Source organism: Inhella inkyongensis (genome assembly GCF_005952805.1).
GTDB lineage: Bacteria > Pseudomonadota > Gammaproteobacteria > Burkholderiales > Burkholderiaceae_C > Inhella > Inhella inkyongensis.
The window spans coordinates 1495491-1507478 of record NZ_CP040709.1 but is presented as its reverse complement, the minus strand read 5'-3'; the positions used below and the strand labels follow the sequence as shown (position 1 = coordinate 1507478).

At 65.3% G+C, this 11988-nt stretch carries 8 protein-coding genes and 5 tRNA genes; 2 read left to right on the top strand and 11 right to left on the bottom strand.

The genetic code is table 11. The features are described 5' to 3' along the window. Positions 1 to 63: 63 nt before the first annotated feature. Entirely contained in the window at positions 64 to 1815 is a 1752-nt protein-coding gene (locus tag FF090_RS07355) for a S8 family peptidase (RefSeq protein ID WP_138856102.1), read from the bottom strand. 1081 nt (positions 1816 to 2896) lie between these two features. On the opposite strand from FF090_RS07355, the gene FF090_RS07350 reads away from it, so the two are divergent. After that, positions 2897 to 3502, top strand: a complete 606-nt coding sequence (locus FF090_RS07350) for a hypothetical protein (protein ID WP_175423564.1) — start codon at positions 2897 to 2899, stop codon at positions 3500 to 3502. Here FF090_RS07350 and FF090_RS07345 read toward each other — a convergent pair. From FF090_RS07345 to FF090_RS07330, 4 genes are all read right to left on the bottom strand, one after another. Then, positions 3484 to 4437 (bottom strand): NAD(P)H-dependent flavin oxidoreductase, encoded by a 954-nt coding sequence (locus FF090_RS07345; protein ID WP_138856100.1) that lies wholly within the window; start codon positions 4435 to 4437, stop codon positions 3484 to 3486. The genes FF090_RS07350 and FF090_RS07345 overlap by 19 nt on opposite strands. Before the next feature lie 2 nt (positions 4438 to 4439). Then, positions 4440 to 6215, bottom strand: coding sequence for an acyl-CoA dehydrogenase (locus FF090_RS07340; protein ID WP_138856099.1), 1776 nt, complete (start codon positions 6213 to 6215; stop codon positions 4440 to 4442). Between the two features lie 83 nt (positions 6216 to 6298). Next, positions 6299 to 7228 carry an electron transfer flavoprotein subunit alpha/FixB family protein gene (locus tag FF090_RS07335; protein WP_138856098.1) on the bottom strand — a complete coding sequence of 310 codons (930 nt, stop codon included), beginning with the start codon at positions 7226 to 7228 and terminating at the stop codon, positions 6299 to 6301. Positions 7229 to 7230: 2 nt separating this feature from the next. Then, positions 7231 to 7980 (bottom strand): electron transfer flavoprotein subunit beta/FixA family protein, encoded by a 750-nt coding sequence (locus tag FF090_RS07330; RefSeq protein ID WP_138856097.1) that lies wholly within the window; start codon positions 7978 to 7980, stop codon positions 7231 to 7233. 121 nt (positions 7981 to 8101) lie between these two features. Between FF090_RS07330 and murI the strand changes: the two genes are divergently transcribed. Beyond that, complete coding sequence (murI, locus tag FF090_RS07325) at positions 8102 to 8893, top strand: glutamate racemase (RefSeq protein WP_138856096.1); 792 nt, start codon at positions 8102 to 8104, stop codon at positions 8891 to 8893. Positions 8894 to 8916: 23 nt separating this feature from the next. Here the strand turns inward: murI and FF090_RS07320 are convergent. The 6 genes from FF090_RS07320 to lon all read right to left on the bottom strand — a co-directional run bounded on the left by FF090_RS07320 (position 8917) and on the right by lon (position 11984). Next, positions 8917 to 9007, bottom strand: a tRNA-Leu gene (locus FF090_RS07320). A gap of 22 nt (positions 9008 to 9029) precedes the next feature. Further along, a tRNA-Gly gene (locus FF090_RS07315) sits at positions 9030 to 9105 on the bottom strand. Positions 9106 to 9165: 60 nt separating this feature from the next. Beyond that, positions 9166 to 9241 (bottom strand) — tRNA-Gly (locus FF090_RS07310). A gap of 11 nt (positions 9242 to 9252) precedes the next feature. Continuing rightward, a tRNA-Cys gene (locus tag FF090_RS07305) sits at positions 9253 to 9326 on the bottom strand. Between the two features lie 66 nt (positions 9327 to 9392). Further along, positions 9393 to 9468 (bottom strand) — tRNA-Gly (locus FF090_RS07300). 107 nt (positions 9469 to 9575) lie between these two features. After that, positions 9576 to 11984: an endopeptidase La gene (lon, locus tag FF090_RS07295; protein WP_138856095.1), complete on the bottom strand. Its 2409-nt coding sequence runs from the start codon at positions 11982 to 11984 to the stop codon at positions 9576 to 9578. Between the last annotated feature and the right edge of the window lie 4 nt (positions 11985 to 11988).

The following is an 11988-nucleotide window of genomic DNA, read 5'->3' as shown; positions in this document are numbered from 1 at the left end:
CAGACTGCCGTGGAAGTTCAGGAAGCCCGCCCAGGGTCTGGGCGGGGGGTCAGCGGACTGGTCTTACCAGCTCAAGCCCAAGGTATAGGGGCCGGAGCCGCCGCTGTAGTAGCGCACCCGCACATAGCGGGTGACCGACGTCGTGCCCGTGTTGGTCACCGATGCGGTGTCGATCTGCCCCGCGCCCTTGATGCTGGACGCGAGCTGCGTGCCACTGGCGTTGTAGATGTACAGATCGAAATCGCGGGTGCCCGGGTTCAGCGTGGCGGTCAGGGTCTTGCCTGCCGGCAGCTCCACACGGAAGTAGTCGGTGTCGGTGGTGGACGAGAGCGCACCGGCCACCTGGGTGCCCGAGGTGCTGACCAAATTGGCCGAAGTGCGCGCGTCATTGGGCTCGGTCTCGGTGAACCCCGGAGGCGGGGGTGGGGGCGGCGGAGGGGGAGGCGGCGGCGGGGGTGTGCCCGTAATGGCCGCGATGGCCGCCGGCGCATCGACGATGCCGGTGCCGCACTGGCTGCAGGTGGCCGGGAAGGCGCGCGCGCTGCCCTTGATGGCCGCCTCGATCTGATCCGGCGTGGCCGTGGGCTTGGCCTGGTAAAGCAAGGCCGCCACGCCCGCCACGTGCGGCGAGGCCATCGACGTGCCCTGGTAGTAGGCGTAGTTGTCAGACCCCGGGCTGGTGGTTCCCGAGTTCAGCGTCGAGTAGATGCCGCTGGTGCCACCGCCGTTGCCCCCAGGCGCTGCCACATCCACCACGGCGCCGTAGTTGGAGTAGGAGGCCTTGCCGCCGGTGGGGCCGACGGCCGCCACGCTGATCACGCCGGCGCAACTGGCCGGTGAGAAGTTGGCCGCATTGGCATTCGAATTGCCGGCCGCCACCACCACCGTGGTGCCGCGCGAGCGGGCGCTGTTGATGGCCGCCAGACTGGTGCTGTCGCAGCTGCCGCTGCCGCCCAAGCTGAGGTTGAGCACCTTGGCCGGCGTGGGGTTGGCCGGCAGCCCCGCGACCGATCCGCCGGAGGCCCAGATCATGCCGTCGGCGATGTCCGAGGTGTAACCACCGCAGCGGCCCAGCACCCGGATGGCCTGCACCTTGGCGCCCCAGGCCACGCCGATCACGCCCAGGCTGTTGTTGCCCACCGCAGCCACCGTACCGGCGACATGGGTGCCGTGCCAGCTGGAGTTGCTGGCGCTGCAGCCCGTGCCCGTGCTCCAGTCGCCGGGGTCCGAGGGGTCGCTGTCGCGCCCATTGCCGTCGTTGGAGACCGTGGTGTCGACGATCATGTCGTAGCCGGGCACGATGTTGGCGGCCAGGTCGGCATGCGGGCGGATGCCGGTGTCGATCACCGCCACCACCACACCCGCCCCGTTGTGCGTGTCCCAGGCCGTGTTGGCCCGGATACCGCCGGCCCCACCCTGCATGCCCCAGAGGCTGGAGTAGCTGGTGTCGTTGGGCGTCAGCAGCGGGTAGAGGATGCGGTCAGGCTCCGCGTACTCGATATTGGGGTCATCGGCCATCAGCTCGGCGGCCATGCGGCGCAGCGCCGCCTCGTCGGCGGGCTGATTGAGCCGGAAGATCTGAGCCCCCAGCGCATTGGACTTGAGTGCCGCCATGCTCAGGCCCTGGGCCTGAGCCGCACGGGTCAGCAAGGCCGCGCCGCTCACGGGAGCCCCCTCGCGGTACTTGATGATGAGCCGATCGGTCAGCCCTGGTGCCATGGAAGGCGGGGACCCGCCACCGGCCAGCGCGGGGCCGGCCAAGGCCACCAGGGTGGCCAACAAGGTCCGACGTGGGACCCTTGAGAACACTGCCATGCAACTCTCCATTTCAGTCGGTCAGCTCCCAAGGCGGGGAGCGCGCTACTGCGTGGAATCGTTAAGCAACTGCGTGCACAGCCCAGGCGCAGACTGCGGCGCCGAGGCCCCGGTGGAGCTGACAACAGTTGCGTCAGGCGCCGGGCCACCGCGGCCCTGTACGGCTCGGTCAGGGGCGGCGGGGCCAGTCTAGAAGTTCAATCCCCGGCCAGGTGTTACCAAGGCCCTGCAAAAGGGTCAGGGCTTGCCCGGGGATGTTGCCGAGTGAATCTCGGGATACTCGGCGCCCTTTCCAAGGCGGGCCGGTCAGCGGAGTTTGTGCCTGCTGCGGCGCCCCCAATGGTGCCCTCAGGGACAGAGATACTCGCGCCCCAAAAGGGAGCGAGCAATGAGAACGAGACGGTGGCGACTGGCGCTGCCAACCCTGGCGCTTGCGCTGGGGCTAGGGCTGGGCACAGGTTTTTGGTGGAGATCAGGTGACGCGTCCAAGCGCGTCGCCGAGGCAGAAGCGCCCCCTCAAAGCGAGCTACAGCCTCCCAATCTCAGCGGGACCACAAACCCGGCCCCCACGGCATCCTCAGCCTCGCTCCCCGAGCGCGCGATAGACGCCACCGAGCGCCGCTGGCAAGCCCGCGATGCCGCCTGGTGTGAAAAAACCCGAGCGCTGCTCCCGCTGATCCAAACCAAGGGCATCGAGGCATTGGAAACCCACGCGCCGGCCCAGCACCTGGCAGCGGAGTACGAAGCGGTCTGGCCCGAGTTGTGGCGATCATGGGAATTGCGTCTGCGTGCCCGGCCTGACCCGGAGTCCCAAGCGATGGCCGAAATGATGTGGCTGCAGGAACGCAAGACACAAGACGTACAGGCCGCACTGGCGGGGCTGGAGCGCCTGCGCCGATTGGCCGAGGTCAGCCGTTCACCCTGGATCCTGGGCTTGGCCACGCAGGCGAGTTGCGACCGTGGAGACTCGAGTTGTCTTACGCTGGCGCGACTGTGGGCTGAGGCGGAACCGCACAACTTGGCGGCGCTGTTGCTACCTCTGCCACGCGGAGACAGCAGCCCCGAAGCATTGGCGACCTATATGCGCCGCCTCCTGGCTGCGCGGCATCACGCCGACCCCACGGAGGAGTTGATGCGCCGTCTTTGGCGGATGGAGCCACTCGACCGCCCTGGGCTGCGGCGCGCGGTCATCCCAACGATGCTGATGGGAACCTGGGCAGCCTCTCTGTTTCGTTTTCCCAGCCAGCTTCGGCGGCACTGCAAGGAGCTGTTGGCAACCGGCCACAGCACGGAGCTCTGCCTGGCGGTTGCGGAGAAGTATTGGCAAGTCGGCAACCGGCACATCGTCGACGAAGTGCTGATCTTTGGCCTGGCAAAGCATTCGCAGCCCTTGCCCTCGCACTGGACTGATCGCGTCCAAGCCAGCGAAGCGCGCAGGCAATGGTTGCAGGAGCACCCTCCCGTCGGCCCTCAACCCGAGCTCGCGGAAATCTCGTGCGCCCAAAACAGCGAGCTACGGGACTGGGTGGCTGCAGTCTTCCATCAAGGAGAGATTGCAGCCGCCCAGGCACGAATGCCGACTGAGCCGCAAGAGCTGAAGGCACTGAGCCAGCGCTATCGTCAACAGAATCGACGCGGCATGCTGGATTCGGATCCGGCGCCGCAGACTCAGAGCGCCAGTCGCTGACGCGCCGCCCGGTATTCGCGCCCCAGGCGATCCACCAGGGCCGCTGTGGGCAGCACGTCCTTCACCGGGTTGATGCCCTGCCCGCAGCCCCAGATGTCCTTCCAGGCCTTGGCCGCCGCGCCGCCCCCGAAATTCATCTTGCTGGGGTCGCTCTCGGGCAGGTTCTCGGGGTCCAGGCCGGCGCGCTCGATGGAGCCGCGCAGGTAGTTACCGTGCACGCCGGTGAAGAGGTTGGTGTAGACGATGTCGTCGCTGTTGCCGCCAACGATCTCGGACTTGTACTCGGCCGTGGCGCGCGCCTCTTCGGTGGCGATGAAGGCCGAGCCGATGTAAGCCAGGTCTGCCCCCATGGCCTGGGCGGCCAGGATGCCGTCGCCGGTGGCGATGGCACCGCTGAGCAGCAGCGGGCCGTCGAACCACTCACGGATCTCCTGGATCAGCGGGATGGGGTTCTTCACCCCGGCATGCCCGCCCGCCCCAGTGGCCACGGCGATCAGGCCGTCGGCGCCCTTCTCGATGGCCTTCTTGGCGAACTTGTTGTTGATGACGTCGTGCAGCACGATGCCGCCCCAGGCATGCACCGCCGCATTCACGTCCTCGCGCGCGCCCAAGGAGGTGATGACGATGGGCACCTTGTACTTGGCGCACACCGCCATATCGTGCTCAAGCCGGTCATTGCTCTTGTGCACGATCTGGTTGATGGCAAAGGGTGCGGCGGGCGATTCCGGGTGCGCCCGGTCATGCGCCGCCAAGGCCTCGGTGATCTCGGCCAGCCAGTCGTCCAGCAGTTCGGCCGGGCGGGCATTGAGCGCCGGCATGGAGCCGACGATGCCGGCCTTGCACTGGGCGATCACCAGAGCCGGCACCGAGACGATGAACATCGGCGAGGCCACCACCGGCAGGCGCAGGCCTTGCAAAATCTTCGGCAAAGCCATGCTCAGAAAGCCTCCAAGGGCAGAGCCAGCGCCGAACCGGCGCCGTTCAGCACCGCATCACGCAGCGCGGCGGTGCGCGGCAGGATGTGCTCGGCATAGAAGCGCGCCGTGGTGATCTTGGCCTGCATGAAGGCGGCGTCCTTGCCGGCGGCCAGTTCACGTTCGGCCACCAGCAGACCACGCGCCATCTGCCAGCCGGCCACCAAATTGCCGGCCAGCATCAGGTAGGGCACGGAGCCGGCGAACACCGCGTTCGGATTGGCCTTGCCTTGCTCGGCCATGAAGTCCACCACGGCCAGATAGGCCTGGCGCGCATGGCTCAGATTGGCGCGCATGGCGTGCGCGGCCTCGCCACCGCCCGCCAACTGCTGCTCGGTGGCCTCGACCAGCGCCGCGATCGAGCGGGCATAGGCGCCGCCATCGCGCAGGGTCTTGCGGCCCACGAGATCATTGGCCTGGATGGCCGTGGTGCCCTCGTAAATGGTCAGGATCTTGGCGTCGCGGTAATGCTGGGCCGCGCCAGTTTCTTCGATGAAGCCCATGCCCCCGTGGATCTGCACGCCCAGGGACGTGACCTCGTGGCTGATCTCGGTGCTGTAGCCCTTCACCAGGGGCACCAGGAACTCGTAGAAGGCCTGGGCGCCCTTGTCGGCGCTGTGGTGGGCGTGGTCGTAGGCGGCTGCGGCCGTGGTGGCCATGGCGCGGCAGGCCTCGGTGAGCGCACGCATGGTCATCAGCATGCGGCGCACATCGGGGTGGTGAATGATGGGGGCGGCGGCCGGCAGCGAACCGTCCACGGGGCGGCTTTGCACGCGGTCGCGCGCATAGCCCACCGCCTGCTGGTAGGCACGCTCACTCAGGGCCAGGCCCTGCACGCCCACGCCGTAGCGGGCCGCGTTCATCATGATGAACATGTATTCGAGGCCGCGGTTTTCCTCGCCCACCAGATAGCCCACGGCACCGCCATGGTCACCGAACTGCAGCACCGCCGTGGGACTGGCCTTGATGCCCAGCTTGTGCTCGATGGACACGCAGTGCGCGTCGTTGCGCGCGCCCAAGCTTCCATCGGCATTCACCAGGAACTTGGGCACGACGAAAAGGCTGATGCCCTTCACCCCGGCCGGTGCGCCCGGCACGCGGGCCAGCACCAGATGGACGATGTTCTCGGCCATGTCGTGCTCGCCATAGGTGATGAAGATCTTGGTGCCGAAGACCTTGTAGGTCCCATCGCCCTGCGGCTCGGCGCGGGTGCGCACCAGGCTGAGGTCAGAGCCCGCCTGGGGTTCGGTCAGGTTCATGGAACCCGTCCAGCTGCCGTCGATCATCTTCGGGATGTAGCGGGTCTTCAGCTCCTCGCTGCCGGCCGTGAGCAGGGCCTCGATGGCGCCGTCGGTGAGCAGCGGGCACAGCGCGAAGCTCAAGTTGGCGCTATTCACCAGCTCTTGGCACGCTGCGGCAATGGTCTTGGGCAGGCCCTGGCCGCCGAAGTCGGTGGGGTGCACCAGGCCCTGCCAGCCGCCTTCCACATACTGACGGAAGGCCTCCTTGAAGCCCGGCGTGGTCGTGACCTTGCCGTCCGCCCAAGTGCTGGGGTTTTTGTCGCCCTCATGGTTCAGCGGCGCGATGACGTTTTCGCACAGCTTGGCGCACTCCTCCAACACGGCCTGGGCCGTGTCCAGATCCAAATCGGCAAAGGGGGGGAGCTGGCGCAGGCGATCGAACTCGGCCAGGTGGGCCATGTTGAACAGCATGTCCTTGACGGGGGCGGTGTAGCTCATGAGGGCCTCTCGAGGGGAACTCGGAAAAGAAAAAGGCGCCGGCACCCAGGGGTGGCGGCGCCCGATAAAGCGAAACGGTGTGCTTACAGGCTGTTGACCAGCTCGGGCACGGCCGCGAACAGATCGGCCTCCAGACCGTAATCCGCCACGCTGAAGATCGGCGCCTCAGGATCCTTGTTGATCGCCACGATCACCTTGGAGTCCTTCATGCCGGCCAGGTGCTGGATCGCGCCGCTGATGCCGCAGGCGATATAGAGCTGGGGCGCGACGATCTTTCCGGTCTGGCCCACCTGCCAGTCGTTCGGCGCATAGCCGGCGTCCACTGCGGCGCGGCTGGCACCCAGGGCGGCGTTCAGTTTGTCGGCCAGCGGGGTCAGCACGGCATTGAACTGGTCGCTCGAGCCCATGGCGCGGCCACCGGAGACGATGATCTTGGCGGCGGTCAGCTCGGGGCGGTCGCTCTTGGTCTGTTCGCGACCGACAAAGCTGCTCTTGCCCGAATCGGCCACAGCGGCGATCGACTCGACCGCTGCGTTGCCACCGGTTGCGGCGGCATCAAAGCCGGTGGTGCGCACGGTGATGACCTTGACGGCATCGGCCGACTGCACGGTGGCAATCGCGTTACCCGCGTAGATCGGGCGCTCGAAGGTGTCGGCGGCGATCACCTTGGTGATGTCGGTGATCTGAGCCACATCCAGCAGGGCGGCGACGCGCGGGGCGACGTTCTTGCCGCTGGCGGTGGCCGGGAACAGGATGTGGCTGTAGCCCTGGGCAATGGCCAACACCTGGGCCGCCAGGTTCTCCGCCAGGCCTTCGGCCAGCGAAGCACCATCGGCGTGCAGCACCTTGGCCACACCAGCAATGCTGGCAGCGGCCTGGGCGGCGGCGGCGGCGTTGTGGCCGGCCACCAGCACATGCACATCACCGCCGCAGGCTGCGGCGGCGGTCACGGTGTTGAGGGTGGCACCCTTCAGGCTGCCATGGTCGTGTTCGGCAATGACGAGGACAGACATCTTCAGATCACCTTGGCTTCGTTCTTGAGCTTGCTCACCAGCGTGGCCACATCGGGCACCTTGATGCCAGCGCTGCGCTTGGCGGGCTCGGCCACCTTGAGGGTCTTGATGCGCGGCGTCACATCCACGCCCAGATCGGCCGGCTTGACGATGTCCAGCGGCTTCTTCTTGGCCTTCATGATGTTGGGCAGCGTCACATAGCGCGGCTCATTCAGGCGCAGGTCGGTGGTGATCACGGCCGGCAGGGCCAGCTTCACCGTCTCCAGTCCACCGTCCACTTCGCGGGTCACGTTCACGCCGCCGTCCACCGCTTCGACCTTGGAGGCGAAGGTGCCCTGCGGCATGCCGGTCAGCGCGGCCAGCATCTGGCCGGTCTGGTTGCAATCGTCGTCGATGGCTTGCTTGCCCAGGATAACGAGCTGCGGTGCTTCCTTGTCCACCAAAGCCTTGAGCAGCTTGGCCACGGCCAGGGGCTGCAATTCGGCATCGGTCTCGACCAGGATGGCGCGATCAGCCCCAATGGCCATCGCGGTGCGCAGGGTTTCCTGGCACTGCGTGACGCCGCAGGACACCGCGACGATCTCGGTCACGACGCCCTTTTCCTTCAGGCGCACGGCCTCTTCGACGGCAATTTCGTCGAAGGGGTTCATCGACATCTTGACGTTGGCAATGTCCACGCCCGAGCCATCGGCCTTGACGCGCACTTTGACGTTGTAGTCCACCACCCGCTTGACGGGCACCAGTACTTTCATCCCGGTCTCCTAACTGAAACTCGCGGCATTCTAGGGGTCGCCCCCAGGTGGTACGGACGGTTTCGGGGCAAACCAGCAGTCAAAATAGAACGATCGTTCTATTTTTTTGCGAAGGCTCAAGGTGCAAGCATCAGTGGGGGTCTGGGATTCCGGCGTGGGCGGGTTGACCGTGTTGGCCGCTTTGCGTGAGGCCCTGCCATGGGTGGGCCTGAACTATGTGGCCGACAGCGCCCACGCGCCCATTGGCGAACGTAGCCATGACTTCATCATCGAGCGCAGCCTTGCCCTGACCCAGCATCTGGTGGACAAAGGCGCTCGATTGGTTGTTATCGCCTGCAACACGGCGACCGCCGTGGCCGCGCAAAGGGTGCGCGAGGCCTTTCCCGGGCTGCCCATCGTGGGCATAGAACCTGGGGTGAAGCCCGCCGCCAGCGCGAGCCGCAATGGCCGTGTCGGCGTTTTAGCCACCACTGCCACGGTGAACAGTCCGCGCTTTGCAGCCTTGATCGAACGCCACGCGGCCGGCGCACAAGTCACCGCAGTGGCCTGTTCAGGTGTGGTCAAACACATCGAAGAGGGCGATCTGGACAGCCCTGCCCTGCGCGAATTGGTGGCTCGTTATTGCGCGCCTCTCAAGGCGGCAGGGGTGGACACTGCTTTGCTTGGCTGCACCCATTACCCGCTCATCCGCCCGCTTTGGCAGGCGGAGTTGGGGCCTGGCGTACAGCTCTTGCAAGTGGAGGGTGCGGTGGCCCAGCAGGCGGTACGACTGTGGCCGCTGGAATCGCAGATAACGGGCACGCCCAAAGGGGCGATCACGCTGGCAACGACCGGCGACCCGGAGGTGCTGGCCATGCTTGCCCGCAAGGGCCTGGGTTGGGAGGGCTTCACCCTGCAACGCTGCACGGTCTGAGACCGCACCGCTAACGTCTTGCATGGTGCCCGGGACGGGACTCGAACCCGTACGGCCCTTTTCAGGAACCGGCGGAGTTTAAGTCCGCTGCGTCTACCATTTCGCCACCCGGGCGGCTGGGTAGCGGGCATTGTGCTGGAGCGGGAAACGAGGCTCGAACTCGCGACCTCAACCTTGGCAAGGTTGCGCTCTACCAACTGAGCTATTCCCGCATAACGCCCTGGTCGGGGCGTTTTGCTGTTGCACCGCGCATTGCGCACGGCACAGCGTGTTGGAGCGGGAAACGAGGCTCGAACTCGCGACCTCAACCTTGGCAAGGTTGCGCTCTACCAACTGAGCTATTCCCGCAAAACTGTTCCTGGAGGCGCGGTCCGGAGTCGAACCGGACTGACCGGATTTGCAATCCGGGGCATAACCGCTTTGCTACCGCGCCGCTGTGACCAGCTCCCGGTTGGTGCCGGGATGAAAAAGAGAGCCGAAGCTCTCTTTCGAAATTACTTGGAGCGGGAAACGAGGCTCGAACTCGCGACCTCAACCTTGGCAAGGTTGCGCTCTACCAACTGAGCTATTCCCGCACCGACCCTTTTCAGGGCTTCGTCGACCGCATTGCTGTGATCAGCGAAGTCGCACATTCTATGCGAAGAATTTACGCCCTGGCAAGTGCCAGAACGCAAATTCGCAATCAGTGCTTAATGGTCTCTTCGGAAACCGGCTTGGCTTCGGCCGGCTTGGCGGCCAACTCCTCTTCGGTCAGGGCCACCGGCTGACGTTCCAGGGCCAGTTCCAAAACTTTCTCCACCCAGCGCACCGGCAAGATCTCAAGCTGAGCCTTGACGTTATCCGGAATATCTTGAAGGTCTTTGACGTTCTCCTCCGGGATCAGCACGGTCTTGATGCCGCCCCGGTGCGCCGCCAACAGTTTTTCTTTCAGGCCCCCAATGGCGGTGACCTCACCGCGCAAGGTGATCTCGCCCGTCATGGCCACGTCAGCCCGCACAGGAATGCCCGTGAGGGCCGACACGATGGCGGTGGTCATCGCCGCGCCGGCGCTCGGACCGTCTTTGGGCGTCGCCCCGTCGGGCACATGGATGTGGATATCGCGCTTCTCAAAGAGCTCGTCCTTGATGCCGAGGCCTGCCGAGCGCGAGCGGACCACCGAGCGAGCGGCTTCGACCGATTCCTTCATCACATCGCCCAGCGAGCCAGTACGAATGGTGTTGCCCTTGCCGGGCATGACGGCCGCCTCGATGGTCAGCAAGTCCCCGCCCACTTCGGTCCAGGCCAGACCCACCACTTGACCCACTTGGTTCTTCTTCTCAGCACGCCCGAAGTCGTACTTGCGGACACCGAGAAACTCGTTGAGGTTGTCCTCGTTCACCACCACGGGCGCCGTCATCTTCTTCAACTGCAAGCCCTTGACGACCTTGCGGTTGATCTTGCCGATTTCGCGCTCCAGAGAGCGCACGCCGGCCTCACGGGTGTAGTAGCGGATCACACCCCGAATGGCGGACTCCTCAATCACCAACTCTTCATCCTTCACGCCGTTGTTCTTGCGCTGCTTAGGCGTCAGATAGTTCTGCGCGATATGGACCTTTTCATCTTCGGTATAGCCCGAGAGACGAATGACTTCCAAACGGTCCAGCAGGGCCGGCGGGATATTCAGCGAGTTGGCCGTGGCCACGAACATCACGTCGCTGAGGTCGTAATCCACCTCGACGTAATGATCGCTGAAGGTATGGTTCTGCTCGGGGTCCAGCACTTCCAGCAAGGCGCTGCTGGGGTCGCCGCGGAAATCCTGGCCCAGCTTGTCGATCTCATCGAGCAGGAACAGCGGGTTGCGTGTGCCCACCTTGGTCAGCGACTGCAGCACCTTGCCCGGCATTGCGCCGATATAGGTGCGGCGATGACCGCGAATCTCGGCCTCGTCGCGTACGCCCCCTAAGGCCATGCGAACGAACTTGCGCCCGGTGGCGCGCGCAATGCTTTGACCCAGCGAGGTCTTGCCCACGCCCGGTGGGCCCACCAGGCACAGGATGGGCGCCTTGACTTTGTCAACGCGCTGCTGCACCGCGAGGTACTCCAGGATGCGTTCCTTGACCTTGTCCAGGCCAAAGTGGTCCTCGTTCAACACCTCTTCCGCCAAAGGTAGGTCGTGCTTGATCTTGGTCTTCTTGCTCCAGGGCAGGCCGATCAAGGTGTCAAGGTAGTTGCGTACCACGGTCGCCTCGGCGCTCATGGGCGACATCAGCTTGAGCTTCTTGAGCTCGGCCTCGGCCTTCTGGCGCGCCTCCTTGGGCATCTTGGCCGCCAGGATGCGCTTTTCCAGTTCCTCGATGTCGGCACCCTCTTCGCCGTCGCCGAGTTCCTTCTGGATGGCCTTGACCTGCTCGTTCAGGTAGTACTCGCGCTGGCTCTTTTCCATCTGGCGTTTGACACGGCCACGGATGCGCTTTTCCACCTGCAGGATGTCGACCTCGTGCTCCAGCAGCTCGAGCAACTTTTCCAGACGCTTAGCCACATCGGCCAAGTCCAGCACGGCTTGCTTGGCCTCCAGCTTGAGCTGCAGGTGCGCGGCCATGGTGTCGGCCAGGCGACCGGGATCGTCGATGCCGGCGATCGAGGTCAGGATCTCAGGCGGAATCTTGCGGTTCAGCTTGACGTACTGGTCGAAATGCTGAACCACGGCGCGCCGCAGGGCCTCAATCTCCGGCGCCTGCGCCACATCGGGCGCCACCGGCATCACTTCGGCGGTGAAGTGCTCGCCGGCTTCGCTGACCGACTGGGTAGTAGCGCGCTGCAGGCCCTCGACCAGCACCTTAACCGTGCCGTCGGGCAGCTTGAGCATTTGCAGGATGCTGGAAACGCAGCCGATCTCAAACAGGTCCTCGGCCTTGGGCTCATCTTTGGCGGCCGTCTTCTGAGCCACCAACATGATCTGCCGGCCAGACTCCATCGCGGCTTCCAGCGCCTTGATGGACTTGGGGCGACCCACGAACAGCGGGATCACCATGTGCGGGAAGACCACCACATCACGCAGCGGCAATAGCGGCAGCGTCAGCAACTCGGGCGGCAATGGGGTTTGACCAGACATTGGG

Bases quoted from the DNA above. Each gene is read 5' to 3' on its own strand.
- FF090_RS07355 (WP_138856102.1), bottom strand. From the start codon at position 1,815: ATGGCAGTGTTCTCAAGGGTCCCACGTCGGACCTTGTTGGCCACCCTG.
- FF090_RS07350 (WP_175423564.1), top strand. From the start codon at position 2,897: ATGCGCCGCCTCCTGGCTGCGCGGCATCACGCCGACCCCACGGAGGAG.
- FF090_RS07345 (WP_138856100.1), bottom strand. From the start codon at position 4,437: ATGGCTTTGCCGAAGATTTTGCAAGGCCTGCGCCTGCCGGTGGTGGCC.
- FF090_RS07340 (WP_138856099.1), bottom strand. From the start codon at position 6,215: ATGAGCTACACCGCCCCCGTCAAGGACATGCTGTTCAACATGGCCCAC.
- FF090_RS07335 (WP_138856098.1), bottom strand. From the start codon at position 7,228: ATGTCTGTCCTCGTCATTGCCGAACACGACCATGGCAGCCTGAAGGGT.
- FF090_RS07330 (WP_138856097.1), bottom strand. From the start codon at position 7,980: ATGAAAGTACTGGTGCCCGTCAAGCGGGTGGTGGACTACAACGTCAAA.
- lon (WP_138856095.1), bottom strand. From the start codon at position 11,984: ATGTCTGGTCAAACCCCATTGCCGCCCGAGTTGCTGACGCTGCCGCTA.